Here is a 25300-nt window from a genome sequence, read left to right as displayed (position 1 = left end):
TCGGCGTCGCGTCAGGCGCGGAATCTGCCCGCAACATCGGGGCAGGCCCCGCTCACGCCAATTCCCGCGCGAGGCTCGCCGGCAGGAACAGGCGCGTCTGCGCCTCGATCTCGGCGCGGAGCTGGTCGGCGCCGGGGCAGGCCGGGATCACCTCCACGGCTTCGCGCACGAGGCGCTTGAGCCGGGAGAGCGCGCCGGCCATGCCGAGCAGGGCGGCGGCGTTGGGCCGGCCCAACGTGGCGTCGCGGCCCACCGGCTTGCCTACCTCTTCCTGCCGGCAGGCCACGTCGCGCAGGTCGTCGGCGACCTGATAGGCCTCGCCGAGGCATTCCCCGAGCAGCCGCCACGGCAGGGCCTGAGCCCCCGCCGCCGCCGCCCCGGTGACCGTGGCCGCCGCGAACAGCGCGCCGGTCTTGGCCTGCTGATACTCGGTGAGCCCCACATGGCGCTCCGATTCCCAGGCCTGCCCGGCGGCGATGCCGTTGGGCGAGCCGGCCGCGCGGGCGACGAGGCCGACGAGGGCGGCGAGCCGGGCCGGCGAGCGCGCCGCGCCCCGCGCCAGGGTCTCGAAGGCGGAGACGATGAGCGCGTCCCCGGTGAGCACCGCCAGGGGCTGGCCGAAGGCGGCATGGACCGAGGGTTTCTGCCGGCGCATCGGCGCATCGTCGAAACAAGGCAGGTCGTCATGGACCAGGGAGGCGCAATGCAGGAGTTCGATCGCCGCCGCCGCCGCGTCGGAGGCCGCCGGATCGTCGTCGCCGCAGGCCCGTGCCACCGAGAGGCAGAGGCGGGGCCGGATGCGGTGGCCGCCGGGAAAGACCGCGTAGCGGATGGCCTCGGCCAGGAGCGGCGGCGCGCCGGGCGCCTCCGCATGGGCGACGGCAGCGTCGAGAGCCTGCTCGATCCGGCGGTTGGCATCCATGGCGCCACTCCCTCATGTCTTTTGGACTTGCCATTTCAAAGTGTCAGATAATATTGACACTCGTCAAGGCGGAAACGGGTGACATGGCGGGTGCGCAGCGGGTTGCGGTGATCGGGGCGGGGATCGGCGGGCTGGTGGCGGCCCTGCGCCTCGCCCATGCGGGGCTCGACGTCACCGTGCTCGAGCGCGGCTCGGCGCCCGGCGGCAAGATGCGCAGCGTTCCGGCGGACGGGGCGCGGGTGGAGGCCGGCCCCACCGTCTTCACCATGCGCTGGGTCTTCGAGGAGATCTTTTCGGAATGCGGTGCCGACCTGTCGGACCGCGTGGCGCTGAGCCCGGCCTCCATCCTCGCCCGCCATGCCTGGGGGGCGGACCAGCGCCTCGACCTGTTCGCCGATCCCGAGGCCTCGGCGGCCGCGATCCGCGCCTTCGCCGGTGCCCGCGAGGAGGACGGCTATCGCCGCTTCTGCGCCCGCGCGGCGGAGGTCTACGGCACCCTGGAGGGACCGTTCATCCGGGGCGACCGGCCGAGCCCTATCGATCTCGGCCGCCGCGTCGGCCTGTCGGGGCTCGGCGGGCTGCTGCGCATCCAGCCCTTCACCACCCTGTGGGGGGCGCTCGGAGACTATTTCCGCGATCCGCGCCTGCGCCAATTGTTCGGGCGCTACGCCACCTATTGCGGCTCCTCCCCCTTCGAGGCCCCGGCGACGCTGATGCTGGTGGCGCATGTGGAGAGCCAGGGCGTCTGGCATGTGGAGGGCGGTCTCAGCCGCCTCGCCGCCGTCGTGGCCGACCTGGCGCAGGAGCACGGCGCCCGCATCCGCTATCGCGCGCCGGTGGCCGCCATCGCGGTGGAGAACGGGCGCGGCATCGTCGGCCTCGACCTCGCCGACGGCGAGCGGATCGCGGCCGATCTCGTAGTGGCCAATGCCGATGCGGCGGCCCTCGGCGCGGGCCTGTTCGGCGCGCGGGCGGCGCGGGCGGTGGAGGCGGTGCCGGCCGGCGCCCGCTCGCTCTCGGCGGTGACGCTCTGCGCCAGGGCCCGGACCTCGGGCTTCCCGCTGGTGCGGCACAACGTGTTCTTCTCGGGCGACTACGCCGCCGAATTCGCCGATCTCCGCGCCGGCCGGCTGCCCGAGGATCCCACGATCTATGTCTGCGCGCAGGACCGTGCCGACGACGATTCGGCCCTCGCGGCGCCCGAGCGCCTGCTCTGCCTCGTCAACGCCCCGGCCCTCGGCCTGGAACGTCCCCTCGCCCCCACGGAGATCGCCACATGCGAGACCACCCTGCGTCGCAAGCTGACGGAATGCGGGCTGACGATCGAGGCGACGCCCGGGACGGTGACCACCGATCCGGCGGGGTTCGAGGGGCTGTTTCCGGCGACGGGGGGCGCCCTCTACGGCCGGGCCTCGCACGGCTGGATGGCCTCGTTCAAGCGGCCGGGCGCGCGGACGGCGCTGCCGGGGCTCTATCTGGCGGGGGGCAGCGTCCATCCGGGGCCGGGGGTGCCGATGGCGGCGCAATCGGGGCGGATCGCGGCGGACAGCCTGCTGGCCGATCTCGGCGCGAAGGGCCGCGCTTCGACACGCCGGTGGCACGCGACGGTTACGTCTGGTGGTATGTCGACGCCCTGAGCGAGGACGGGCGCCAGGGCCTCACCATCATCGCCTTCATCGGCAGCGTGTTCTCGCCCTACTACGCCCTGGACCTCGGCCGCGACCCGTTCAACCACTGCACCATGAACGTCGTGTTCTACGGCGAGCGCGCCAACCGCTTCTGCATGACCGAGCGCGGCCGGGATTCCTTAAGCCGGGACGCGTCGCAGATCCGGATCGGCCCGAGCGGTCTGGCCTGGGACGGCACCACCCTCACCATCACCCTCGACGAGGTGACGGCGCCGATCCCCTCGCGGGTGCGCGGTACGATCCGCCTGCGCCCCAACGGCTTCACCGGCCAGACCTTCACCCTCGACGCCGAGGGCCGGCACCGCTGGTGGCCGATGGCGCCCTCCTCCCCCGTGGAGGTGACCCTCGACGCCCCGAGCCTGTCCTGGCGCGGCACGGCCTATTTCGACACCAACCACGGCGACACCGCGCTCGGCCGGTCCTTCAGCGACTGGACCTGGTGCCGGGCCGACCTCAAGGACGGATCGGCGATCCTCTACGACGTGCGCCGCCGCGACGGCAGCATCCAGAACCTGTCCCTGCGCTTTGCCGCCGACGGCACGCGCCGCGACATCCGCCCGCCGCTCCCCGCCGCGCTGCCGTCGACGCGGTTCTGGCGCATGCCCCGCTCCACGCGGAGCGACGACGGGGGGGCTAGCGTCGTCCGCACCTTCGAGGACACGCCGTTCTACGCCCGCTCGCTCCTCGCCTCGACCCTCGACGGCGAGCCCGTGCGCCCGGTCCACGAGAGCCTGTCCCTCACCCGCTTCGGCCACCCGCTGGTGCAGTTCATGCTGCCGTTCCGGATGCCGCGGCGGGCGGGGTGACGGGAATGCGGTGCCCCGTCCGCGTGCTTAAGGGAACATGCCCGTACCGGATGATTCCTACGGGCGATCGAAGGCCGCCGTCGAATCGGCTGCCGGCGGTGCGACGAGGGCCCTGTCCTGTCCGCTTTCGGCCAAGCCCTTCTCCACCAGCCCCGAGCGCTTGGCCTCCTCGATGAAGTCCATGAGGAACAGGAGGCCCGCTGGTCGGGCGGGGGCCATGCACATCGCCTGGTCGATGGCTGTGAACCGGCCTTCGATCACCCGCAACCCCTCGTCGTCGCGCGCGATCCGTTCGAGGGGCTGCCGGACGCCGGCCGCGGCGTCCAATCCGTGGCCGAGAAAGAGATCGACCGCCGCCGCCGAGGTCGGCGCCCGCACCAGTTCGGCATGCCGCAGGGTTCGAGTGAGGAACAGGTCGTAGGCGGCGTTCAAGCCCACGGCGATTCGGGTTCCGGCCCGGTCGAAATCCTCGATCCCACGCAGAGGTGAGCCGACGCGGACCAGGTAGGTCCCTTCGATGTTCACGTAGGGCGCCGTGAACGCGACCTCGGCGGCGCGTTCGGGCTCGCGGGCGAGGAATGCGACATCGGCCTCGCCTTCCTTCACAGCCTCGAACGCCTTTCCGGCCGCTTCGAAGAGCCGGAACTCGACCGGAACCTCGAGCCGACGCGCCAACTCCGTGGCAAGGACCACCGAGACGCCACGGGGCTCGCCCGAGACGGGGTCCCTCTGGGCCAGGACCGGATTGCCGAAATTGATGGCGGCCCGCAGGACGCCGCTCGGCGAGAGATCGGCCCGCGCATCCGTGAGATCGTTCGTGTCCATGCTGTTCCCAAAAACCTGCCCCGGGCCCATCCGGGATATCGGGCGGTCACCGGCGTCGACGCGGTACGTCCTGAAACGGTTCAACCAGCCGTCGTGACGTCGTTTTCATCGGCCTGTCGTCCAAAACAGCCTGCGCGGCGCATCGACCAGAACGACGCGGCGATCATTCGGATCCGGCACCCAGGCGTCCAACTCGCTCCGCACGCGGGCGTAGCTCGTCGCCGTCTCGAATTGGGTGTTCGGCCAGTCGCTCCCCCAAACGAGATGATCGAGACCGAAGTTCTCCCGCAGCCGTGGCATCGCCGCCGCCGGTAGGCCGGCGCCGTTGCGGTACGAGCCGGAGATCTTCACCCAGACGCGGCCCGTGTTCCCCGCGGCCAGCAATTGCCGGAAGCCCGGATCGTCGATGCCGAGCTTGGGGTCGGGCTTGCCGAAATGGTCCGCCACGACCTTCACGCCGCTCCGCAGCAAGAGGGGGAGCAGTTCCGGCCATCGACGGGCCTCCGCCTGGACCTCGACCTGCCAGTCGAGATCGGAAAGGCGCTTCAGGAACATCGGCCAGGGATCGGCATCGAGCGGCGGGGTCTGCGCGCCGATCAGGTTGAGACGGATTCCGACCACCCCGGCGGCGGCGAGCTCGCGCAAGGCCTCCCGTTGCATGTCGGGCTCCACCACGGCGATGCCGCGGAAACGGTCCGGGTAACTTCTCAGCGCCTCCAGCAGGTAGCTGTTGTCGGTTCCGAGGAAACTCGGCTGAACGAGGACGCCATCCGACAGGCCGTTGGCGTCCAGGTTCCGGATGTAATCCTCCGGCGTCGCATCGTAGTCGGGCGCGTACCGGCTCTTGGCGGCCAACGGCAGGCCGCGCCGGAAGACATGCGCGTGGGCGTCGACGGCCCTCATCGTGGCGTCCTGGGCCGTGCCGTGCCGCGGCCAGGCATTTGTCGTAGCCAGGCCCACGAGGGTGCCATGGAACATGCGTCGCGTGATCATCGCCGCTTCCTCGCGATCCCGGTTTCCATGCCAAGTCCCTGCCGCGTCCGGAAACCCGTCGGCACGGGCATTCATCGGGAGGGCGTCCGCGTTCCTTCGAAGCCGCACCACCACGGCGTCTTCGAAGGTGGGGACTATGGAGCGGCGGCCGGAGCGGGAGCGGCGGCCCGCGCACGCGAGCCGCGTCCGAGGATCAGGGTCATGATCGCGCCCGAACCGGTCAGGACGACGAGCGGCAGCAGCGCGAGGGGGAAGCTGCCGGTCTGGTCCTTGATCGCGCCGAGCAGCCACGAGGCGATGCCGGTGCCGAGATGCGAGAGCGTGTTGATCGCCGCGATCCCGGCGGCGGCCGTGCCCACCGAGAGCCATTCCGTCGCCATCGCCCAGAACGGGCCCTTGATCGCGTAGTTGCCCATCAGCACGAGGCTCAGCAGGACCGTCGTCACCGTGAGCGAGGAGGTGAAGTTGGTGGCGAACAGGCACAGGCAGGTCGCCGCCAGGGGCAGCGCCGTGCTCCACACCCGCTCGCCGGTCCGGTCGGCGCGCAGGCCCCAGAAGATCATGAACACCGAGGCGATGCCGAACGGGATCATGTTCAGGAGGCCGGTCTCCAGGTTGGACAGGCCGAACGCCTTGAGGATCTGCGGCTGCCACAGGGAGAGCGCGTTGCTGGTGGCCGACGACCCCGAGTAGATCAGTGCCAGTGCCCAGACGTACTTGTTCGTCAGCACCTTGTGCAGCGGCAGGTGGTGCGCGACCGGGGAAATTCCTGAGCGATCCGCCGCGAGTTGATCCTGCAGCCAGGCCCGCTCCTCGGGGGCGAGCCACTTGGCCTCCGCCGGCCGGCTCGGCAGCATGAACAGGGCGCCGAGCCCGAGCAGGACCGCCGGGATCGCCTCGACGATGAAGAGCCACTGCCAGCCGTGCAGCCCTGCTGCCCCTTCGAGCTGGAGAAGGGAGGCCGAGATCGGAGAGCCGAGGAAACTGGAGATCGGGATCGCGACCATGAACATGGCGACGATGCGGGCACGGTACGCCTTCGGGAACCAGTAGGTCAGGTACAGGAGCGCGCCGGGGAAGAACCCCGCCTCGGCCGCGCCCAGCAGGAACCGGCACAGATAGAAGCTGTAGGGGCCCACGATGAACGCCATCGCGATGCCGACCATGCCCCAGGTGATCATGATGCGCGCGATCCAGAGCCGCGCGCCGAACCTCTCCATCGCGATGTTGCTCGGCACCTCGAACAGCACGTAGGCGACGAAGAACAGGCCGCCACCGATGCCGAACATGGCCTGCGACAGGCCGAGATCCTTGTTCATGGTGAGGGCGGCGAAACCCGCGTTCACCCGATCGACGTAGGCGATGAAGTAACAGAGCACCAGGAACGGGACGATCCGCCATCCCACGCGCCGCATGACGGCGGCTCCGTCGACGGATCGATCTGGCAGTGCCGGTGTGGCGTCCATATCGGGTCTCCCACCATGATCGGATTTTTTTCTTGGTCTACTCCATACCGCCGATGTGAACCGTCTTGGAACCGTCGGTCGCGCTTTTCAGGATCGATACTCGAAAGTTGTAAGAGCCTGGTCGTGCGCGCGTTCGATCCGCCCGGGCATGGGTGTCCACGGATCGGCGAACCTCCGTCCGCCCTCGTCGAGGCCGCGCCTTGGCGACTGTCGGAGACGCGGCGTTCCCTGACGCGACGATCTCGACTGATTCCGGCCCCATGACGCTCCGAAGCGGAGGGACTGTTTCCCCCCGCCGGACACGCCATCGCGGGCGCTCGGAAATCAGCGCTTGCCTCCACGATTTTTCGCCTGATAGTGTCAGCTTATGTTGACACTCAGCGATGTGCCGACCTCCTCGTCCCGGCCGGCCCGGCGCCCCCATGCGGTGGTGATCGGCAGCGGATTCGGGGGGCTGGCCGCCGCCATCCGCCTCGGGGCGCGGGGCTACCGGGTCACGGTGCTGGAGCGGCTCGAGCAGCCCGGCGGGCGGGCGCGGGTGCATCGCCAGGACGGCTTCACCTTCGATGCCGGGCCGACCATCGTCACCGCGCCGTTCCTGTTCGAGGAGCTCTGGACCCTGTGCGGGCGGCGCATGGAGGACGACGTCGTCCTGGCGCCGATGCTGCCGTTCTACCGCATCCGCTTCGAGGACGGGGCGACCTTCGACTATAGCGGCGATCTCGACGCCATGCGCGCGGAGGTGGCGCGGTTCTCGCCCGGGGATGTGGCCGGCTACGAGCGCTTCATGGAGCGCTCGCGGGCGATCTGCGAGGTGGGGTTCGAGCGGCTCGGCCACGTGCCCTTCACGTCGGTCTCGGACATGCTGCGGATCATGCCCGATCTCGTGCGCCTCGGCGGGCACCGCAGCGTCTACGACGTGGTGGCGAGCCACATCCGCGACGAGCGCCTGCGGACGATCTTCAGCTTCCACCCCCTCCTCATCGGCGGCAGCCCGTTCCGGGCGAGCGCGATCTACTGCCTCATCGCCCATCTCGAACGGCGCTGGGGCGTGCATTTCGCGCTGGGCGGCACCGGCCGCCTGGTGGACGGGCTCGCCGGGCTGATCCGGGGCCAGGGCGGGTCGGTCCGCTGCGGGGCGGAGGTCGCGCGCATCCTCGTGGAGGACGGGGCCGCCACCGGGGTCGCCCTCGCCTCGGGCGAGCGCATCGCCGCCGACATCGTCGTCTCCAACGCCGATTCCGCCTTCACCCACCGCACCCTCCTCCCCGACGGGGTGCGGCGGCGCTGGACCGACCGCCGCCTCGACCGGTCGCATTCCTCCATGGGCCTGTTCGTCTGGTATTTCGGCACGAACCGGACCTTTCCGGACATCGCCCACCACACCATCCTGATGGGACCGCGTTATCGCGGGCTCATCGACGACATTTTTCGGCGCAAGGTTCTGTCGAAGGATTTCAGCCTCTACCTGCATCGCCCCACGGCCACCGATCCGCTGCTGGCGCCGCCGGGCTGCGATGCGTTTTACGTGCTCTCCCCGGTGCCCAACCTCGCCGGCGGCCAGGATTGGATGGCAGAGGCGGAGCCCTATCGCCGCGCCATCGAGCGCCATCTCGACGCCACCGTGATGCCAGGCCTGTCGGAGAGCATCGTCACCTCGAAGGTGACGCATCCGGGGGATTTCGCCGCCGATTTCCTGAGCTTTCGCGGCTCCGGCTTCGGCCTCGAACCCGTGCTGACGCAATCGGCCTGGTTCCGGCCCCACAACGCCTCTGAGGACGTGGCGCGGCTCTTCCTCGTGGGAGCCGGCACCCATCCCGGCGCCGGCCTGCCCGGCGTCCTCTCCTCCGCCCGAATTCTCGATACCGTGGTGCCGGATGCGCGCGTCTTCGCCTGACCTCTCCCGCCTCGACGATTCCCGGCCGCCCCTCTGGGCGATCCCCCATGCTGATGCGGCCGACCACGCCACCTGCCGGGCGGCGATCCGCACCGGGTCGCGCAGCTTCTTCGCCGCCTCCGCCCTGCTGCCGCCCTCCATCCGCCGGCCGGCCTACGGGCTCTACGCCTTCTGCCGCCTCTCCGACGACGCGGTGGACGACGTCGCCGAGAGCGGCCGCCGTCCCGCCGTGGCGCGGCTGCGGATGCGCCTCGCCCTCGCCTATGACGGCCGCCCTTGCGACGCCCCGGCGGACCGGGCACTGGCCGACATCGTCGCCGATCACGCCATCCCCCAGGCGCTGCCCGCCGCCTTGATCGAGGGGCTGGCCTGGGATGCCGAAGGCCGCCGCTACGAAACCCTCTCCGACCTCGCCGCCTACGCGGCGCGGGTGGCCGCCTCGGTGGGGGCGATGATGACCCTGGTCATGGGCGTGCGCGATCCCGACGTGCTCGCCCGCGCCTGCGACCTCGGCATCGCCATGCAGCTCACCAACATCGCCCGCGACGTCGGCGAGGATGCTCGGGCGGGCCGGCTCTACCTGCCGCGCGCCTGGCTGAGGGAGGCGGGAATCGACCCGGACCACTTCCTGCGCGCGCCCGGTTTCACCCCCGCCCTCGGCGGCGTCGTGGCGCGCCTGCTGGCGGCGGCGGAGCGCCTCTATGCCCGCTCGGAATCCGGCATCGCCGGCCTGCCCCCCGCCTGCCGCCCGGCGATCCGCGCGGCGCGGCTGATCTATGCCGAGATCGGCCGCGAGGTGGAACGGGCCGGCTACGATTCGGTCTCGCGCCGCGCCCGCGTGGACGGGCGCCGCAAGCTCGCGCTCCTCGCCCGCGCCCTGGTCGCGACGGACGACACGGCGACGTTGCGCGAAACACCCCTGCCGGAGATCCTGTTCCTGATCGAGGCCGTGGCCGCCCGGCCGTCGATGGCCCCCCGGATCCCGCCCTGGTGGAACGTGCCGGCGCAGGTGGCGCAGGTGCTGGACCTGGTGGAGACCCTGCGCGAGCGCGAGGCGCTCGGCCGCGCGCCGGCCCCCTCGTGAGCGACCGGCTCTTTGCCGCCTTCGACATCGGCCTCGTCTTCGCCCTGGCGCTGGGGCTGGCCCTCTGGCAGCTGATCGTCGTCCGGCGCAGCATCCGCAAGGACCGGGACGAGGCCGCCCGCCGCCCCCCGGACGATCCCGCCGCGTGACACCGGACCCCGCCGTCGTCGCCTCACCCCATCCCGCGCGGCGAGATCGCCGCTCTCATCGAAGGTCGCGCCGTCCTGACGATGCACCTGCATCCGCCCGCCGGGCCGATCGAGCCGCGTTTCTGGTTTGGTCGCGGTTTGGGGGCTGACCGGTTCCGACCCTGAGTCGTATGGGACGGTCCGCTCTCAGAACCCACGCTGTGGGCCCGCTTCGACATAGGGCGTTCCCGCTGCCGCGACTGCGGCGGCTTGGAAGCCTCGATCGATGAGACGAAGAAAGATTCGACCGGCGGCCGCGGTGTCCCCGTGCCTGTCAGCCACGTTATAGCCTTCGAAAAACGCCACGCTCCATGTGGCGACGAGCAAGCCCGCCAGGAGATGGGCGTCGGGATCCTCCGCCGGTCGATCGACCGATTCGGCCAGCATCGTTGCCAGAACCCGCGTGAACGCGCTGCACATCTGCCGGGCGCGCGCCTTCAAGGCCTCGCTGGCCAGCGCCGTCGCCACGAACCTCAGCGACGGACCGAACAGCGGCAGGAGCGGGTTCCGGTCCTCGATACAGCGGTCAGCGAGCAAGCGCAGCGCCGCGACCGGGCTCGTTCCGTCGTCCCGACCGTGGATGGCCGCGGACACCAATCCGCGCACCTCGTCCTCGCGGTCGAAGAACATGTCCTCCTTACGGGGAAAATGATTGAACACGGTCATGCGGCCGACATCCGCTGCCTCCGCGATCTGATCGACCGTCACCTGATCGAAGCCGTGCTCCATGAACAGGCGCGTGGCCGAATCGGAGATGGCCTGGCGCGTCGCCAGCCGCTTCCGCGTGCGCCTGTCCGGCGTGGGGCTTGCCTGGTCCTGCATATCAAAGTATACTCGGTATAGACTCGTATCGAGATTATCTTGAGGTGGCAGCATGCCTACGTCAACCATGATGTCAGGTCCGTCCCTTACCGAACCGCGATCCGTGCTCGTCAGCGGCGCGAGTTTCGCCGGCCTGGCGACGGCATTCAGGCTGAACAGACTCGGATACCGCGTCACGGTGATCGACGTCGCGCCGGGCCTCCGGCGTGGCGGGACGCCCGTCGACATCGAGGGCGAGACGATCGCCATTCTCACGCGCATGGGGTTGATGGACGCCGTTCGGGCCAGAACGCTTCCCCCTCGGCGCTTCGCCTTCAAGGATGCGAAAAACACGACACTGGGCGAGATGGGCCACCACCCGGACGACGAGGCGGGGCCGCGATACGAGATCCACCGCGACGACCTGTTGGATGTTCTGTCGGGCGCGATCGAGGGAGATGTGGAACTGCTGTTCAACCGCTCAATCGTGGCGATCGAACAGCGCCCGGAAGCGGTGTCGGCGACGTTCAGCGACGGCAGTCGGCATGAATTCGCACTGATCTTTGGCTGCGATGGAAACCGCTCCAACACGCGCAGGCTGATGTTCGGCGACGGTGAGCCGTTCACCTATTTCATGGGTGGGTATTTTTACCTAAAAGTTGTGCCAGACACCGGATTGCTCCCCCCGAATACGTCGGAGGTTTTCGCCGTTCCGGGACGAATGGCGATGCTGAACGGTTATGACGATCGTACGGATATCGGCTTCGGCTTCCGCACGGCCGGCGAGATCGAATACGATTACCGCGACAAGGATCAGCAACGTCGTCTGATCAAGGACCATTTTTCTGGTCTCGCGTGGAAAGTTCCGGACATGCTCGCCCAGGTGGGCGAGGACAATGACTTCTATTTCGATCGTATCACTCAGATCAGGATGCCGACGTGGTCGAACGGGCGCATCACGCTTGTCGGCGATGCCGGCTATTGCGTGTCGCCGTTCGCAGGCCTCGGTGGCTCGATGGCGATCATCGGCGCGGGACGGCTGGCCGAGGCCCTCGCACGGCACCCGGACGACCACGCCGCTGCATTTCACGACTATGAGGAAGGACTACGGCCGTTCGTGGAGCAGGTGCAGGAACGGGCCGCTATCGACAGCGTACAGATGCTGTTTCCCGGCGACGAGGCCGAAATCGCAGAGCGAGATCGAAAGCTGAGCATCGGAGAGATCGGCGTCTAATCATCATGACCGCGCCGAGCGGAACTGAATGGACGCTTAGCGCCAAGGAACGGGTCTTGGAAAGTACCCACTGACCTTGCCCCCTGGCCGTCCCCTCGTCCGTCACGGCGGAGCCGTTCTACGCAAAGCTGGGGTTCATCTCGGTTCGAGACAGCCACCATGGAGAGGAGCGCACAATTATCATGGAACGTCCGCCCCTAGATGACTCGAAGGACCGCTAGAGCATTTTCTAGCGAGGTGGATGCCGGCTCGCGTGAAGAAAATGCGACCACACAGCAGATTAGAGCATTTTCCGTGATCCGGAGATTACGGAAAATGCTCTAAGGGTGGGGAACAGAGGTTGAGCCCCAAGGGGGTTAGAGACCGCACAGCACGCTGAATCAGCCAGCCTATAGATAGACACTTATGCTGCGACCTAAAGCGCCTCAGCATCTGTCAATAATTTCAAGAAGCTGATAAATTTATCTCTTTCGTAATCGCTGGCGTCATTCATATAGCATTTGACTAACGCTATCATGTGATCCGCCCTTGCTTCCATCAAGGACTTCGATAAGCCTGAGTTGGAATCAGCAATAAAGGCCGATATGGGTACACCAACAGCTTGCGAAACACGCATGAGGGTTTCCCAATTTTTGACTGTAGGGTCGTCAATCCCGCTATTCTTGAATTTGCTTCCCAAAACAAATGCTCGAATTATATATCTCGCGCGCCGGTGAATGATGATTGCGCGAAACGTACTTCGGTTCCAATCAAATTTTTTGCGTAAGGTTTGGAGCGCCTAGCATAGAATTCATCAGGAACAAATCGACCGGCATTGTTATTGTTTTTCGATTTGAATTGCGTTTGGAAGTTGTACGAGAGGGCGGATGCGCGTCAATGCCATAGACGGTTTCTCCAATGATTTGGAGGATTTGCATGCCTCGCTTGAGGCCTCGTGCGTCGTTGGAACGTGGGACTGGGACCACGTCCGTGGGGTGGTAACCTACGACGAAGGAGCGGCACAGCTTCTGACTGGTGATCCCGAACTTGCAGACCGCGAGATCAGCGGAGCGGCCGCTGCCTCGGCCGTCCATCCGATGGATCAAGAGTGGCTGGCTGAGCATATGAGGCGCGCCGCTAAAGCCGGGGGGCTCGTACTGGCTGAGTATCGCGTGCTGGCAGCCAACGGGTCCGTCCGATGGCTCCTTAATCGCGGGCGGACGCATCTTGACGACGTTGGGCGCCCCTTACGATCGCGGGGCATCCTGATCGATATCACAGAAATTCGCGACGGGGGTGAGCGCTACATTCTCAACCAGGCTCCGAAGCTGCATGACCCTCTCATTCGTGCCGCCAATCTTGCCCTTTCGCTCAAGGAGACGCTTGGCACCGATGCGCCGTCCGACGTGAAAATCTTGGCTGATTTGCTGCTGTTCAGCCTAGGACGAGCTCTCGGCCAGCGATAATCGTTCTCAAGCGTCTGCGTTGGGTCGGATGCAGAGTGTCCGCTTCGCGGCAAAAGGTCGGGGCCGGGTGGCCGGCCGCGACAGACCTCGTCCCCGAATTCAAGCCTGAGACATCACCGGCTCGCCATCACGGCGATACACCGGCCCCGATCGCCTCCCCAGCCGCTGGCGCCATCGCCGCAAAGATCACCGCCGCCACCTTCTCCGGCGCCTCCTCATGAGCGAGATGGCCGAGGCCGCGCAGGAGCTCCATGCGGGCGTGGGGCAGGCGCTTCTGCAGGGCGAAGGCGGTGTCGGGGGAGATCGCCTTGTCCTCGCTGCCGACCACGAGGAGCGTCGGCGTGGCGAGGCGGGGGATGGCGCGGTCGAGGCTGGCGAGGTCCCAGTTCGCCATCATGCCGAGCGCCCCGGCCACATGGCCGGGGGTGCGGAACAGGCGGCGGTAGAGGTCGAGCCCCTGCGGGTCGAGGCGGGAGCCGGTGCCGCGAATCAGGCGCTCCACCGCCGGGCGGTCGGCGGTCCAGGCGAAGAGTTTCGGGGTCACCGGGTTGAGGAAGAGCAGCCGCGCCATGCTCGGGAACAGCACCGAGGCGAGGCCGGGGAACGGGGTCAGCGCCCCGTTGAGCGCCACCAGGAGATCGGGGGTGACCCGCCCGTCGAGGCAGAGCCGGACCAGGATCGCCGCCCCCGCCGAATGGCCGACGACCAGGGTCGGGCGGAGGGCGAGGCTGTCGAGGAGGTCGCCCACGGCGCCAGCCATCCCCGGCAGGGAGAGCCGGGCGGCGGGGAGCGGGTCGGTGAAGCCGTGGCCCGGCAGGTCCGGGGCGACGATGCGGAAGCGTGTCGCCAGGAGCGGCATCAGCCCGCGCCAGGAATGCGTGGCGGCCCCCGTGCCGTGGAGGAGGAGCACGGTCGGTGCCCCTTCCTCCCCCATCTCCTGGATGTGCCAGGACAGGCCGGAGGCCGTGACGAAGCGGCTCGCCTCCCGGTGCGGCCAGTCGGCGCCCTCGCGCTCCCATCGGGGTCGTTCGGCGGGCGCGCGCATGCTGGAACCCTCTATTCCCTCGCCGACCGGATCGCGGCGCTCATCACCCCGGCATCGGCATGGGGCAGGGGCAGATAGCGTGCGCCCATGGCGGCGGCGAGGCGGCGCGCCGAATCCTGCGGCCGCTGCGCCGTGTCGATGAGGATGGCGCGGAAGGCCGCCTCGCGGAAGAGGCGGGCGGCGTTGAGCGAATCCTCGCCCGCCCGCTCCCGCCCGGCGATCCCCGACCGGGCGACGTTGGCCCGGCCGTCGGTGAGCATCACCACCACCGGCGTCCCGCCCCCGCGCCTGACCCCGAGGGCCACCTCGCCGGCGGTGTCGATGCCGGTGGCAAGCGGCGTCCCGCCCCCACCCGGCAGGGCGGCGAGCCCGCGCCTCGCCCGCACCAGGGAGCGCGTCGGCGCGAGGACCAGCTCCGCGCCCGCGCCGCGAAAGGCGACGAGGGCGACCTTGTCCCGCCTCGTATAGGCCTCGGCCAGAAGCAGTTCGACGGCCCCCTTGGCCTCGGCCAGCCGCTCCAGGGCGGAGGAGCCCGAGGCGTCGACGGTGAAGATCGTCGTGGTCTCGGTCCGCTGCCGGAACCGGGTGATTCGGATGTCGTCGGGGCGGATCATGAGGCAGGTGCCGCCCCCCTCGGGGCCCCGGCGGAGGCCCTGCCAGGGGGCGGCGGCGCGGAGCGTCGCGATGAGATCGAGGCGGCCCCGTCGCGGATCGCCCGGCCGCGCGCCCATGGGCCGGCCGGAGCGGGCGGAGACGGCCTTCGCCCCGGCCTTGCCGGCCTTCGGCATCCGCAGGCGCGGGCCGTCCCGCAGCAGCATCGCCAGGAGCCCGGCGGGGATCGCGGCGCGCGCGGCCTCGACGATGCGGTCGTCGGGGGGGGACGCGGTGCCCTCCTCCGGATCGGCGCCGGACTCCGCCCGTTCGGGGGGCGACGGGGCGTCCGGTGCGCCCTCGTCCCGTTCTTCGTCCCGCTCGTCCTCCTCGGGGGGAGCCTCGCGTTCGGGCAGGCGGGTGGCGCGGTGGCCGAGGACGAGGCGCGCGGCCTCCCGCGCATCCGCCTCGGCGATCCCGGCACGGCCGTCGAGGCGGGCGAGGAGGCGGGCGACCCGAAGGGCGAGGAGCGGCGCGCGCAAGGAGGCGATGCCGAGCCGGGCCGCGACCTCGCTCAGGTCGGCGACGGGATCGTGGCCGCTCCGCGCACCGCCATCCGACGGCCCTTCGGATTCCGGCGAACGGGCGTCGGATGGCGGTGGAAGCACCGGTCGCGTGGCGCTCGGCGGTACGGTCGTGAGATCGAGATGGAAGGCCAGCCGATCGGTGAGGGCGGCCGGGGCGGCCTCGTCCTCGCCGATCCCCTCGTCGAGGAGGATCAGCCCGAACCGGGCCGGCCGGGTCTCCGCCAGCCCGTCCCGCTCCACCCGCAGGCGCCCGGAATCGAGGGCGGCGGCGAGATGCGCGGCGGTGCCCGGCCCCATCCGCTCCGCCATCGCGGCGACGAGGAGACCCCCATGGGCCTCGGCCAGCAGCCCGGCCTGGGCCACCGGCCGCCCGGCGGAGAGGGTCGCCGCGAGGTCGAGCCCGCCGACGAGGCGGTCCTCGGCGATCCCCGCCGGCATCCGCCGCAGCGGGGTTCCGGGGCTCAGGTTGTTGCGCAGGACGTCGAGCCAGCGGTCGCGCACCGGCCCGGCCCCGGCGCGGACCACCACGCCGCCGCATCCGTGAGGGTCGGCGGCCACGAGCCGGGCGATGCGCAGGGCGTCGTTCCAGGTCGCCGGACCCTCGCTCACGACCCCAGCACCTCCGCCACCGCCCGCGCCACGCGGGCGGTGGAGCCCGATTCGTCGAGGGGGTTGCGGCGCAGGCGGTGGCGCAGGGCGGACGGCGCGACCTGCCGGAGATGGTCGATCCCCACGGTGTCGGCCCCCTCGTAGGCGGCCAGCGCCCGGGCGGTGCGCATCAGGGTCAGCTCGCCGCGCAGGCCGTCGGTGCCCAAGGCGAGGCAGAGCCGGGCGGCGGCCTCCAGGGTCTCGTCAGGGACGTCGAGGGCGGACAGGCGCGCGCGGGCGGCGGTGAGCCGCTTCTGGAGTGCGCGGTCGGCCTTGGCATAGGCGGCGCAGAAGCCCGCGGGGTCGCGCTCGTAGGCGTCGCGCCGGCGCACCACGTCGATGCGGGTGGGGAGATCCGTGGGCGTGGTCACCTCCACCGCGAGGCCGAACCGGTCGAGGAGCTGGGGCCGCAGCTCCCCCTCCTCCGGGTTGCCGCTGCCCACCAGCACGAATTTCGCCGGGTGCCGGACGCTCAACCCCTCGCGCTCCACGGTGTTGATCCCGGAGGCCGCCACATCGAGGAGGAGGTCGACGAGGTGGTCGTCGAGGAGGTTGACCTCGTCGATATAGAGGAAGCCGCGGTTGGCGCGGGCCAGCAGCCCCGGCTCGAACGCCTTCTCGCCGCGGGTGAGCGCCCGTTCGAGGTCGAGGGCGCCCACCACCCGGTCCTCGGTGGCGCCGAGCGGCAGGTCCACCACCGGAACCGGCGCGAGGTGGCTTCGCCGGGTTTCGGGGCGGCCGGAACAATGCGGGCACTCGCCGGCGGCCTTGGCGGGATCGCAGGAATAGGGGCAGCCGATCACCGCCTTCATCGGCGGCAGCAGGGCGGCGAGGCCCCGGATCGCCGTGGACTTGCCGGTACCCCGGTCGCCGAAGACGAGGACGCCGCCCACGGACGGGTCCACCGCCGCGATCATCAGGGCGCGCCGCATCTCGTCCTGGCCGACGATGGCGGAGAAGGGGAAAGTGACGGGCGGGGCCGGGGCCGCGATGGATGCTTCGTCGCCCCCGGGCTTCCGGAGAATTCCCTGGCTCGCGCCGCGCTCCGGTGATCCGGGACGGGGGAGAGGATGGGATGCTGATCCGGGAGACACCGTTCGGGTCGTTCCATTCAGGATCATAGGCCGTCTCCCGGTGTCTCGACAGGGTGTGCGCATCTCCCTCTCCCCATTGCGGGAGAGGGTGGCCCGCGAAGCGGGTCGGGTGAGGGAAGCGCCGGCTCCGGAAACGTCGCCCCCTCTCGCGCCTGCTCCGCAGGCACCCTCCCCCGCGATGGGGGGAGGGCTTCTTGCCATCACTCCGCCGCCGCCTGCTCCACGCCCATCCGCGTCCAGATCGCGGTCAGCGCCCCGACCAGGTGCTCGATATCGGCGTCCGAATGCAGCGGCGACGGGGTGATGCGCAGGCGCTCGGTCCCGCGCGGCACGGTGGGGTAGTTGATCGGCTGGACGTAGATGCCGAACTCGTCGAGGAGCGTGTCGCTGATCGCCTTGCACAGGACCGGGTCGCCGACCATCACGGGCACGATGTGGCTGTCGTTGGGAAGGTAGGGGATGCCGGCGGCGTCGAGGCGGGCGCGGACCTGGGCGACCCGCTCCTGATGCCGGGCGCGCTCGGTGCCGCTGGCCTTCAGGTGCTTGATGCTCGCCGCGGCCCCCGCCGCCACGGCAGGCGGCAGCGAGGTGGTGAAGATGAAGCCCGAGGCGAAGCTGCGGACGAAATCGCAGAGCTTGGCCGAGCCGGTGATGTAGCCCCCATGCACCGCGAAGGCCTTGCCGAGGGTCCCCTCGATGACGTCGAGGCGATGGGCGAGGCCTTCGCGCTCGGAGATGCCGCCGCCGCGCGGGCCGTAGAGTCCCACCGCGTGGACCTCGTCGAGATAGGTGAGCGCGCCGTGAGCGTCCGCCACGTCGCAGATCTCGGCGATGGGGGCGATGTCGCCGTCCATGGAATAGACCGACTCGAAGGCCACCAGCTTCGGCCGCGACGGGTCGATCATGCGCAGCTTGCGGTCGAGGTCTTCCGGGTCGTTGTGGCGGAAGATGTGGCGCTCGGCGCGGGACGCCTTGATGCCCTCGATCATTGAGGCGTGGTTCTCGGCATCCGACAGCACCACGCAACCCGGCAGCTTGCCGGCGAGCGTGCCGAGGGCCGCCCAGTTCGAGACGTAGCCGGAGGTGAAGAGGAGGGCGGCCTCCTTGCGGTGGAGGTCGGCGAGCTCCTGCTCCAGGAGCACGTGGTAATGGTTGGTGCCGGAGATGTTGCGGGTGCCGCCGGCCCCGGCGCCGCAGCGATCGAGCGCCTCGTGCATAGCCTCGAGCACGACCGGGTTCTGGCCCATCCCGAGATAGTCGTTGGAGCACCACACGGTCACCGGGCGCTGCCCGCCCGGGCTGTGGTGGGTGGCGTGGGGAAAGCGGCCGTTCTGACGCTCGAGATCGGTGAAGACGCGGTAGCGGCCCTCGCGGTGCAGACCGGACAAGGCATCGCCGAAGAAGTCTTCGTAGTTCATGGCCGTCCCCTTCCCTGTGGATCGCGATGTTTCGCGTTGGCTGCTTGAGACTCGTTTCACTGGAGCGTCAGAGAGCGGTCCCTCCCCCCTCTGCGGGGGAGGGTGGTCCTCGCGTGAGCGAGGGGCGGGAGAGGGGAATCGTCTCTCCGGAAAAGCCCGTGCCGATCCCTCGCCCGCCCGCTCCGCAGGCCCCCTCCCCCGCATAGGGGGGAGGGTTGGGGGTGCCGGCGGCCTTCGGCAGGCTCCAGGCCCACAGGGCCGCCGAGGGCAGGGGCAGCATCAGGAAGCCGTGCTCCAGGGTCGCCAGCGCCATCAGGGTGGTGACGATGGTGAAGCCGGCCACCTCGTGGGCGTCGACCCCCTCCCCCGTCGCGGCCCGCGCGAGCAGGATCGTCACCAGGGCGGCGACGGCCACGGAGAACGGGAACAGCGGGTTCATACGCCGGTTCCTGAGGAAGCAGGCGAGGTAGCCGAGGCGCTCGGGCAGGAACTCGGCGTTGAGGTTGCGCACGCCGAGGAACATGTTGAGCCGCGCCGAGAGGTTCATTCCCCAGAGGATCAGGTAGGTCCACAGGGCGAACCTGTTGGGCTCGCCCCAGGTCAGGGCGAGGATGCCGGCCATCCCGGCGACGATGGCCGCCTCGTGCCACAGGCTCGTGGCCGCCGCAGCCCGGAACAGGGCGAACCCCGTCGTCGCCGGCGGGCAGCCGGTTTTACGCGGCCCCGCGACGTAGCCCATGTAATAGCTCATCTCCTGCCAGCCCCAGACGAGGAGTGCCGCCGTGAACGCCGTGTAGGCGCCCGCCTCGCTGGTGTCCCCGGCGCTGGTGCCGATGGCGTAGAGCGCGGCCATCAGCACCAGGGTGCCGGCCGCCATGCTCCAGGGATGGGTGTGGCGGGGGCGGTGATCGAGCAGGATGATGAGCCCGGTGGAGAACCACCAGATCAGCACCGCGTAGAGCGCGGGAACGGCGTGGGCGGCCATCCTCCCGCGTCCTACCAGACCGGCTCGAGGCGGATTTCGGCGGGCATCGGGTTGTCGATGGTGGGCAGGGCGTAGAGCCGGGCGAAGTTCACCGCCGAGGCCGCGATCCAGGCGCCCTGTTTCAGCCTCCCCACGATCCCGCCCTGCGCCTTGGCGTCGGCGAGCTTGTTGGAGCAGACGAGGAGCCGGTCGAGGGCCGCCTTGAATTTCGGGTTGTCGAGGTCGAGGGTGAGCGGGAAGGTCTGTTTCGAGATGTCGGAGGTGATCTGGAACACCTTGAAGTCGTAATCGGTCGGATCAACCCCGAGCGCCTTGTGGAAATGCGGCCGGCAATGGTCGCGCACATACATGGTCGCGAAGACGGCGAGCAGGAAGAACTTGATCCAGTAGCGGTTGAGGCCCGTCGTCAGCTTGGGGTTGGCCCGCATCAGCAGCGCGAAGGCCTCGCCGTGGCGGAACTCGTCGTTGCACCACTTCTCGAACCACTTGAAGATCGGGTGGAAGCGCCGGTCCGGGTTGCGTTCCAGCTCCCTGAAGATCGTGATGTAGCGGGCGTAGCCGATCTTCTCGGAGAGATAGGTGGCGTAGAAGATGAACTTCGGCCGGAAGAAGGTGTATTTCTTGGACTTGGTCAGGAAGCCCAGGTCGACGCCGATGCCGAAATCCTTGAGCACGTCGTTGATGAAGCCGGCGTGGCGGGCCTCGTCGCGGCTCATGAAGCCGAACAGCTCGCGGATATCGGGGTTCTTGGCGCGCTTCCTCATCTCCGCGTAGAGCACGCAGCCCGAGAACTCGGCGGTGATCGACGAGACGAGGAAATCCATGAACTCCTTGCGCAGGTCCGGGTCGAGGCCGGACATGTCGAGGTCGAACTCCTCGTTGCGGATGAAGTGGCGCTTGTTCGGATCGGCGCGCAGTTCCGCGATCAGGATGTCCCATTGCTTGCGCACGGGCTCCACATCGGTGCGGTCGAGCTCCTCGAAATCCGTGGTGTAGAAGCGGGGCGAGAGGAAGGTCGTCTCCTGGGCGGCCTTGGTGCCCTCGTTCATGGGCAGCTTCGGCGTGACGGCCTTCGGGGCCTGGTGCTGGATCGAGACGTTCACAGGCGCCTCCTCTCTGAGAAGCTGACTTCGTAGAGTTCGGTGAGCTCGAAATGGCCGGCGAACCGGGTCCAGAGCCGCTCCAGGATGCCGGCACGGGTGACCGTGGCGGTGCGGCGGACCACGAGGCGCTCGCCGTAGGGAACGGAGGTCGGCGCGTCGTGGACCTGGACCTCGTCGCCCGGTTCGATCTCGAACGCGGCGTCCAGGGTCACGTGGGCGTGGAGCGTCTCGGGGGTCTGCTCGATCTCGACGGTGCAGGGCACCTCGACGGTGCGACGTCCGAACGACGCGATCATCGGGCGGCTCCGCTGTCGGCAAGCCTCGTCTCGGGGAGGAGCCTCGTGAAGGCGACGAAGTTCGACGGGCCGAAGGCCCCGAGATTGACGGCGCGGCCCGTCGACGGGTCGGAGAGTTCGAGGCCGCCATCGGCAAAGCGCGTCAGGCGGAAGGGCTGCTCCCGGCCGAGGCCGGCGCGCAGGCGGGCCTGGCCGAAGCCGCGCAGGGTGGCGCGGACGAAATTGTCCTGGCCGGGCTCGATCGTGGCGATGACGTTCTCTGAGCGCGCGTCCCTGATGACGATGGCGCCGTCGGCGCGGTCCTCGGGGTTCAGGTCGACAGAGCGGACGATCCGGGCCGGCGGCATGTGCGAGAGGCCGATCCCCTCGCTGCGGCCGACCCCCACCACGACGGTCACGAACCCCATGAGCCCAAGTGCTCCGATGACCAGCGGTCGCGGAATCCGGGCGGCATCAGCCTTCGCCGTCATCGCGTCTCCTCCCTGAGTTCAACTCGCGTTGGCGAGGCGCGGCGGGCGGACGGGCCGCTGCCGCGCGACCACCATAGGAGTCGCAGTTTCCTCCGTTGTGTCAAGTGCACTTGACAGTGCGCGGGCAAGGATTTCGGCGGCGAGCTTCGCATCCGGCACCGATCGCATCATCGGTTCGGGGTTCGTGATGGCCCAGGGACGGGCATGCGGCCAGAGATGGAGGTAGGCCACGCGGTTGCCCCCGCGCAGCCGTAAAGGCAGGTCACCACTCCCGTCCGTAAAGACCTTGCAACCCGCGCCCTCGATCAGGCCGAACGGCAGGTTGAGGGTCATCGGCAGGGCGATGCCGAGGCGCATCACCACCCGGCGGTTGGTGATGGTGTAGGTGGTCGAGCGCGCCGAGAGCCAGCCGAGGAGGCCGAGGAGCGCGACCGCGCCGGCGCCGACGAGGAGGGTCGGACCGGCCACAAGCGCGGCCTGTCCGAAGGCGCCTTCGCCGAGGGGCGGGATCGCCGCCCACAGGGCCAACCCGACGAACCAGAGGCCGACGAGGCGGGCATGCAGCGCCCGCGCCGTGATGCCGAAGGCGCAGGGGCGCCCCTGCCACAGGATGTGCTCGCCGGGCGGCAGCGGTGCGGGCAGGCCCGGCGGCGCGTCGAAGGCGTTGGCGGGTACGCCGAGGGGGGATCTCGCGGCGCCGCTCACAGGAACGGCTCCTGCCGCCCGGCCGTGGCGTAGAGGGTGCCCGCGCCGAAGAAGGCCATGATCCGCTCCTCCTCGTAGAGGGTCACCGAATCAGGGTCTTTTTGGCCGGGAATGTCGGCGAACTGGTGGGCGAGCAGGGCCTCGGTCTTCACCGTGCGCGAGAACCGCCCGGTCCGGCAGAAGGTGTTGGGCATGAGCACCCGGCGCCCGCCCGACCCGAGCTCGACCTCGATGTAGCGGACCATGGATTCGCCGCGGTCGATCCAGAGGTCGGTGACGGTGCCGGCCACCTGCCGGTCGGCGCCGAACACGGTCATGCCGATCGGGTTCGGGCCGTCCTCGTGGACCACGAAATGCTCGGCGACCCGCAGGGGGACGATCCGCTTCTCGTTGTCCCAGGTGCGGTCGTGGTTGTCGTCGCGATCAGCGTAGGAGCCGGGGCCGATGTGGTCGTGCAGGCCGTCGCTGTCCGGCTCCAGGGGCGAGCCGGGCCAGACTTCGCGCTTGTGGCCCTTGTAGTTCCAGGCCGGCTGCATGTCGGTCTGGGGGGCGGTCTTCACCAGGCCGTTGGAGAGCAGGAACTGCTTCGGGCTCGGGATGAGGATCGGGTCGGGGCGCTTGAGCCGGCCGGCCGCCTCACTCTCCAGGGGATAGCCTTCGCGGCGGTCCTCCTGGCGCAGGTAGAAGACGAGGCCGGCGAAGAAGATCCAGAACGCGTAGAGCACGACCTGGGCGACATCGACATAGCCCGTGATTTCACCTCTTGGCATGATCAGGCTCCTTGACCGGGAATGGAGGACGGCAGGAGGGCGCGTGCCTCCCTGTCGCGGGTGGCGGTGTCACGACCGGTGGTGTCGCGGACCAGCGGTCCGATGGCGACGAGGGTCGCGAACAGCAGGGCGATCTCGATGTGGTAGACGATGAGGTAGCCCACGGACGGATCGCTCATGGCCTCGCCGAGCGCCCCGGATGCCGAGAGGCTGGAGCCCACGTCCCGCAGGATGCCGCTCGCGGCGATGGCGATGCCCGCCGCACTGGCCTGGACCGCGCCCCAGGCGCCGAGCGCTAGGCCGGTATCCTCGGGTCCCGCCTTCGCCATGGAGGCGGTGAGCGTGCCGTGGGCGAACAATCCGCCGCCGAGACCGATGAGCGTGACGCCGGTGGTGAAGAGCTGGGCCGACGCGAGGGGGGCCGCGAAGATCACCGCCGAGAAGGCCATGATGCCGACTCCGCTGCCGGCGGCCGCCACCCGGAACGGATCGCCGCCCCGGTTGAGCCAGCGCGCGGCCAGCAGCAGCCCGACCCCGCCGCCGGCCGCGAGCATGGCGGTGAGCGCCGTGGTGGCGGCCACCGGCAGGTGCAGGATCTGGCCACCATAGGGTTCGAGCAGGATGTCCTGCATGGAGAAGGCCGCCGTGCCGAGCCCCGTGGCGACGAGGCGCCGGCGGGCGAGGCCGCTGCCGGCATAGGTGGCCCAGGATTGCGAGAAGTTCGGGCGCGGCAGGTCCGTCGCCGTGCGTCCGGGTTGCCGTGCCTCCTGCTTCCACAGGGCGATGCCGTTGAGCACGATGGTCACCACCGCCGCGCCCTGGATCACCTGGATCAGCCGCAGGGGCGAGAAGTTCGCCAGCAGCAGGCCGAAGGCGATGGCGCTGACCATCATGCCGGCGAGCAGCATGGCGCAGAGGAGCGCCACCACCCGGGGCCGGGCATGGGCGGGGGCGAGATCGGTGGCGAGCGCCAGCCCAACGGTCTGGGTGGTGTGGAGGCCGGCCCCCACCATGACGAAGGCGAGCGCCGCCGCCACATGGCCGGGCCAGACCGGGCCGGTGGTGTCGCCGGACAGGATCAGCAGGGAGAACGGCATGATCGCCAGCCCGCCGAACTGCAGCAGGGTGCCGAACCAGATATAGGGGACGCGGCGCCAGCCGAGCACCGAGCGGTGGGTGTCCGAGCGGAAGCCGACCAGGGCCCGCAGGGGGGCGAAGACCAGGGGCAGCGACAGCATCACCGCCACGATCCAGGCCGGGACTTCGAGCTCGACGATCATCACCCGGTTCAGCGTGCCGATGAGGAGCACGGCGGCCATGCCCACCGTCACCTGGAACAGCGACAGCCGCAGCAGCCGTCCCAGGGGCAGTTCCGGCGTCGCCGCATCGGCGAAGGGCAGGAACGGCATCAGGCCGGGGCCGAGGCGCGTGAGCAGGCGGGCGGTGAGGTCGGCGGGTTTCATGGGGCTGCTCCCGTCTCCCCTCTCCCGGTCGCCCCGCGACCACCCTCCCCCGCAGAGGGGGGAGGGTCGAGGCGCGCCAGCTCGACCGCGTTCGAGAGATAGAACCCGCTGTTGACCCGCCGCGTGCGCCCCACCGCGAACCCGGCGAGCGCGGCCTCCCCGCCGATCCGGCGGCGCAGGCCGCCTTCCGTGATCGGCACGATGGCGGGCGCCCGGTCGCCGCGCGGGAAAAGCCGGCCGGCGGCGTGCATCAGCGTGAGGAGCGCCGTGCGCGGGGCCACGGTGAAGACCAGCGATCCGTCGGTGCGAAGGCCGAGTTCGGCGAGCGCGCGGACGATGTCGCCGGCGCCGTAATGGATCAGCGAATCCATGGCGACCACATGGTCGAAGCGGCCGAGCCGGGGATCGAGCATGTCGCCGACGCGAAAATCGATGCGGTGGCCGCCGAGGAGCTCGGCGCTGCGCTCGCGGGCGAGAGTCACCAGGGTCGGCGAGACGTCGATGGCGACCACCTCCGCCCCGCGGCGGGCGGCCTCGACGCTGAGAGCCCCCGTCCCGCAGCCGGCATCGAGGACGCGCCGGCCGGTGAGGTCGTCGGGGAGCCAGGAGAGCAGGTTCGCCCGCATGGCGTCCCGCCCCGCCCGCACCGTGGCGCGGATCTTCGAGACGGGGGCGTCCGTGGTGAGACGTGCCCAGGCCTCCACCGCCGTGCGGTCGAAATAGGTGGTCAGTTGCGAGCGGCGCGCCGCATAGCTGGTGCTCGTCATGGCGCTTGA

Annotated in this window: 25 protein-coding genes; 7 read left to right on the top strand and 18 right to left on the bottom strand. The window is 69.7% G+C overall.

Annotated elements, in window-relative coordinates; translation table 11 throughout:
* Window positions 1-52 precede the first annotated feature (52 nt).
* Window positions 53-922, bottom strand: coding sequence for a polyprenyl synthetase family protein (locus tag MKK51_RS03215; protein WP_243974926.1), 870 nt, complete (start codon window positions 920-922; stop codon window positions 53-55).
* A gap of 83 nt (window positions 923-1005) precedes the next feature.
* Between MKK51_RS03215 and crtD the strand changes: the two genes are divergently transcribed.
* Together crtD and MKK51_RS03205 are read left to right on the top strand one after the other, a co-directional pair.
* The gene (crtD, locus tag MKK51_RS03210) at window positions 1006-2559 is read left to right on the top strand and encodes a 1-hydroxycarotenoid 3,4-desaturase CrtD (protein ID WP_243974925.1); all 1554 of its coding nucleotides are present in this window, start codon (window positions 1006-1008) and stop codon (window positions 2557-2559) included.
* Window positions 2517-3416, top strand: coding sequence for a carotenoid 1,2-hydratase (locus MKK51_RS03205; protein WP_243974924.1), 900 nt, complete (start codon window positions 2517-2519; stop codon window positions 3414-3416). Before crtD ends, MKK51_RS03205 begins: the two co-directional genes overlap by 43 nt.
* Before the next feature lie 57 nt (window positions 3417-3473).
* Here MKK51_RS03205 and MKK51_RS03200 read toward each other — a convergent pair whose 3' ends face one another.
* From MKK51_RS03200 to MKK51_RS03190, 3 genes are all read right to left on the bottom strand, one after another.
* Window positions 3474-4241, bottom strand: a complete 768-nt coding sequence (locus MKK51_RS03200; RefSeq protein ID WP_243974923.1) for an ABC transporter substrate-binding protein — start codon at window positions 4239-4241, stop codon at window positions 3474-3476.
* Between the two features lie 105 nt (window positions 4242-4346).
* The gene (locus tag MKK51_RS03195; protein ID WP_243974922.1) at window positions 4347-5234 is read right to left on the bottom strand and encodes an amidohydrolase family protein; all 888 of its coding nucleotides are present in this window, start codon (window positions 5232-5234) and stop codon (window positions 4347-4349) included.
* Between the two features lie 134 nt (window positions 5235-5368).
* Window positions 5369-6649 (bottom strand): MFS transporter, encoded by a 1281-nt coding sequence (locus tag MKK51_RS03190; RefSeq protein WP_243974921.1) that lies wholly within the window; start codon window positions 6647-6649, stop codon window positions 5369-5371.
* 418 nt (window positions 6650-7067) lie between these two features.
* Between MKK51_RS03190 and MKK51_RS03185 the strand changes: the two genes are divergently transcribed.
* From MKK51_RS03185 to MKK51_RS03175, 3 genes are read left to right on the top strand one after another with little or no spacing between them, the layout of a single operon-like run.
* Window positions 7068-8597: a phytoene desaturase gene (locus tag MKK51_RS03185; protein WP_243974920.1), complete on the top strand. Its 1530-nt coding sequence runs from the start codon at window positions 7068-7070 to the stop codon at window positions 8595-8597.
* A complete protein-coding gene (locus MKK51_RS03180) occupies window positions 8578-9681 on the top strand; it encodes a phytoene/squalene synthase family protein (protein ID WP_243974919.1) in 1104 nt (367 codons plus the stop codon). Before MKK51_RS03185 ends, MKK51_RS03180 begins: the two co-directional genes overlap by 20 nt.
* A complete protein-coding gene (locus MKK51_RS03175) occupies window positions 9678-9830 on the top strand; it encodes a hypothetical protein (protein WP_243974918.1) in 153 nt (50 codons plus the stop codon). The genes MKK51_RS03180 and MKK51_RS03175 overlap by 4 nt, the downstream gene beginning before the upstream one ends.
* 186 nt (window positions 9831-10016) lie before the next feature.
* Here the strand turns inward: MKK51_RS03175 and MKK51_RS03170 are convergent, their stop codons facing one another.
* Window positions 10017-10868 carry a TetR/AcrR family transcriptional regulator gene (locus MKK51_RS03170; RefSeq protein WP_243974917.1) on the bottom strand — a complete coding sequence of 284 codons (852 nt, stop codon included), beginning with the start codon at window positions 10866-10868 and terminating at the stop codon, window positions 10017-10019.
* On the opposite strand from MKK51_RS03170, the gene MKK51_RS03165 reads away from it, so the two are divergent.
* Window positions 10759-11904 (top strand): FAD-dependent monooxygenase, encoded by a 1146-nt coding sequence (locus MKK51_RS03165; protein WP_313898788.1) that lies wholly within the window; start codon window positions 10759-10761, stop codon window positions 11902-11904. The genes MKK51_RS03170 and MKK51_RS03165 overlap by 110 nt on opposite strands.
* A gap of 415 nt (window positions 11905-12319) precedes the next feature.
* Here MKK51_RS03165 and MKK51_RS03160 read toward each other — a convergent pair whose 3' ends face one another.
* Window positions 12320-12520, bottom strand: coding sequence for a hypothetical protein (locus MKK51_RS03160; RefSeq protein ID WP_243974916.1), 201 nt, complete (start codon window positions 12518-12520; stop codon window positions 12320-12322).
* A 250-nt stretch (window positions 12521-12770) separates the two neighbouring features.
* On the opposite strand from MKK51_RS03160, the gene MKK51_RS03155 reads away from it, so the two are divergent.
* Entirely contained in the window at window positions 12771-13349 is a 579-nt protein-coding gene (locus MKK51_RS03155) for a PAS domain-containing protein (protein WP_243974914.1), read from the top strand.
* A gap of 127 nt (window positions 13350-13476) precedes the next feature.
* Here MKK51_RS03155 and bchO read toward each other — a convergent pair whose 3' ends face one another.
* The 12 genes from bchO to bchM form a co-directional block, all read right to left on the bottom strand.
* Window positions 13477-14394 (bottom strand): alpha/beta fold hydrolase BchO, encoded by a 918-nt coding sequence (gene bchO / locus MKK51_RS03150; RefSeq protein ID WP_243974913.1) that lies wholly within the window; start codon window positions 14392-14394, stop codon window positions 13477-13479.
* 11 nt (window positions 14395-14405) lie between these two features.
* A complete protein-coding gene (locus MKK51_RS03145) occupies window positions 14406-16181 on the bottom strand; it encodes a magnesium chelatase subunit D (RefSeq protein WP_243974912.1) in 1776 nt (591 codons plus the stop codon).
* The gene (gene bchI, locus MKK51_RS03140) at window positions 16178-17152 is read right to left on the bottom strand and encodes a magnesium chelatase ATPase subunit I (RefSeq protein WP_243974911.1); all 975 of its coding nucleotides are present in this window, start codon (window positions 17150-17152) and stop codon (window positions 16178-16180) included. Before bchI ends, MKK51_RS03145 begins: the two co-directional genes overlap by 4 nt.
* A 362-nt stretch (window positions 17153-17514) precedes the next feature.
* The gene (gene hemA / locus MKK51_RS03135; protein WP_243974910.1) at window positions 17515-18732 is read right to left on the bottom strand and encodes a 5-aminolevulinate synthase; all 1218 of its coding nucleotides are present in this window, start codon (window positions 18730-18732) and stop codon (window positions 17515-17517) included.
* A gap of 67 nt (window positions 18733-18799) precedes the next feature.
* Window positions 18800-19717 (bottom strand): putative photosynthetic complex assembly protein PuhE, encoded by a 918-nt coding sequence (gene puhE, locus MKK51_RS03130; protein WP_243974909.1) that lies wholly within the window; start codon window positions 19715-19717, stop codon window positions 18800-18802.
* A gap of 11 nt (window positions 19718-19728) precedes the next feature.
* Window positions 19729-20766: a magnesium-protoporphyrin IX monomethyl ester (oxidative) cyclase gene (acsF, locus tag MKK51_RS03125; protein ID WP_243974969.1), complete on the bottom strand. Its 1038-nt coding sequence runs from the start codon at window positions 20764-20766 to the stop codon at window positions 19729-19731.
* Between the two features lie 50 nt (window positions 20767-20816).
* Complete coding sequence (locus MKK51_RS03120) at window positions 20817-21116, bottom strand: hypothetical protein (protein WP_243974908.1); 300 nt, start codon at window positions 21114-21116, stop codon at window positions 20817-20819.
* Window positions 21113-21586, bottom strand: coding sequence for a photosynthetic complex assembly protein PuhC (puhC, locus tag MKK51_RS03115; RefSeq protein ID WP_243974907.1), 474 nt, complete (start codon window positions 21584-21586; stop codon window positions 21113-21115). Before puhC ends, MKK51_RS03120 begins: the two co-directional genes overlap by 4 nt.
* An 18-nt stretch (window positions 21587-21604) precedes the next feature.
* A complete protein-coding gene (gene puhB, locus MKK51_RS03110) occupies window positions 21605-22291 on the bottom strand; it encodes a photosynthetic complex putative assembly protein PuhB (RefSeq protein ID WP_243974906.1) in 687 nt (228 codons plus the stop codon).
* The gene (gene puhA, locus MKK51_RS03105) at window positions 22288-23061 is read right to left on the bottom strand and encodes a photosynthetic reaction center subunit H (RefSeq protein ID WP_243974904.1); all 774 of its coding nucleotides are present in this window, start codon (window positions 23059-23061) and stop codon (window positions 22288-22290) included. Before puhA ends, puhB begins: the two co-directional genes overlap by 4 nt.
* 2 nt (window positions 23062-23063) lie before the next feature.
* Entirely contained in the window at window positions 23064-24524 is a 1461-nt protein-coding gene (locus MKK51_RS03100) for a BCD family MFS transporter (protein ID WP_243974903.1), read from the bottom strand.
* Window positions 24521-25291 carry a magnesium protoporphyrin IX methyltransferase gene (bchM, locus tag MKK51_RS03095; RefSeq protein WP_243974902.1) on the bottom strand — a complete coding sequence of 257 codons (771 nt, stop codon included), beginning with the start codon at window positions 25289-25291 and terminating at the stop codon, window positions 24521-24523. Before bchM ends, MKK51_RS03100 begins: the two co-directional genes overlap by 4 nt.
* Window positions 25292-25300 lie beyond the last annotated feature (9 nt).

This window comes from Methylobacterium sp. E-045 (assembly GCF_022829685.1).
Taxonomy (GTDB): domain Bacteria; phylum Pseudomonadota; class Alphaproteobacteria; order Rhizobiales; family Beijerinckiaceae; genus Methylobacterium.
This window is presented reverse-complemented; position numbering and strand designations above follow the sequence as displayed.

What these genes read in the sequence shown, in the direction of transcription:
- MKK51_RS03180 (WP_243974919.1), top strand. Translation starts at nt 8,578, where the DNA reads ATGCGCGCGTCTTCGCCTGACCTCTCCCGCCTCGACGATTCCCGGCCG.
- MKK51_RS03155 (WP_243974914.1), top strand. Translation starts at nt 12,771, where the DNA reads ATGCGCGTCAATGCCATAGACGGTTTCTCCAATGATTTGGAGGATTTG.
- puhE (WP_243974909.1), bottom strand. Translation starts at nt 19,717, where the DNA reads ATGGCCGCCCACGCCGTTCCCGCGCTCTACGCGGTGCTGATCTGGTGG.
- bchM (WP_243974902.1), bottom strand. Translation starts at nt 25,291, where the DNA reads ATGACGAGCACCAGCTATGCGGCGCGCCGCTCGCAACTGACCACCTAT.
- MKK51_RS03120 (WP_243974908.1), bottom strand. Translation starts at nt 21,116, where the DNA reads ATGATCGCGTCGTTCGGACGTCGCACCGTCGAGGTGCCCTGCACCGTC.
- MKK51_RS03190 (WP_243974921.1), bottom strand. Translation starts at nt 6,649, where the DNA reads ATGCGGCGCGTGGGATGGCGGATCGTCCCGTTCCTGGTGCTCTGTTAC.
- crtD (WP_243974925.1), top strand. Translation starts at nt 1,006, where the DNA reads ATGGCGGGTGCGCAGCGGGTTGCGGTGATCGGGGCGGGGATCGGCGGG.
- puhC (WP_243974907.1), bottom strand. Translation starts at nt 21,586, where the DNA reads ATGACGGCGAAGGCTGATGCCGCCCGGATTCCGCGACCGCTGGTCATC.
- MKK51_RS03215 (WP_243974926.1), bottom strand. Translation starts at nt 922, where the DNA reads ATGGATGCCAACCGCCGGATCGAGCAGGCTCTCGACGCTGCCGTCGCC.
- MKK51_RS03195 (WP_243974922.1), bottom strand. Translation starts at nt 5,234, where the DNA reads ATGATCACGCGACGCATGTTCCATGGCACCCTCGTGGGCCTGGCTACG.
- MKK51_RS03185 (WP_243974920.1), top strand. Translation starts at nt 7,068, where the DNA reads ATGTTGACACTCAGCGATGTGCCGACCTCCTCGTCCCGGCCGGCCCGG.
- MKK51_RS03100 (WP_243974903.1), bottom strand. Translation starts at nt 24,524, where the DNA reads ATGAAACCCGCCGACCTCACCGCCCGCCTGCTCACGCGCCTCGGCCCC.
- MKK51_RS03160 (WP_243974916.1), bottom strand. Translation starts at nt 12,520, where the DNA reads ATGCGTGTTTCGCAAGCTGTTGGTGTACCCATATCGGCCTTTATTGCT.
- MKK51_RS03165 (WP_313898788.1), top strand. Translation starts at nt 10,759, where the DNA reads ATGATGTCAGGTCCGTCCCTTACCGAACCGCGATCCGTGCTCGTCAGC.
- hemA (WP_243974910.1), bottom strand. Translation starts at nt 18,732, where the DNA reads ATGAACTACGAAGACTTCTTCGGCGATGCCTTGTCCGGTCTGCACCGC.
- MKK51_RS03200 (WP_243974923.1), bottom strand. Translation starts at nt 4,241, where the DNA reads ATGGACACGAACGATCTCACGGATGCGCGGGCCGATCTCTCGCCGAGC.
- bchI (WP_243974911.1), bottom strand. Translation starts at nt 17,152, where the DNA reads ATGCGGCGCGCCCTGATGATCGCGGCGGTGGACCCGTCCGTGGGCGGC.
- bchO (WP_243974913.1), bottom strand. Translation starts at nt 14,394, where the DNA reads ATGCGCGCGCCCGCCGAACGACCCCGATGGGAGCGCGAGGGCGCCGAC.
- acsF (WP_243974969.1), bottom strand. Translation starts at nt 20,766, where the DNA reads ATGAACGAGGGCACCAAGGCCGCCCAGGAGACGACCTTCCTCTCGCCC.
- puhA (WP_243974904.1), bottom strand. Translation starts at nt 23,061, where the DNA reads ATGCCAAGAGGTGAAATCACGGGCTATGTCGATGTCGCCCAGGTCGTG.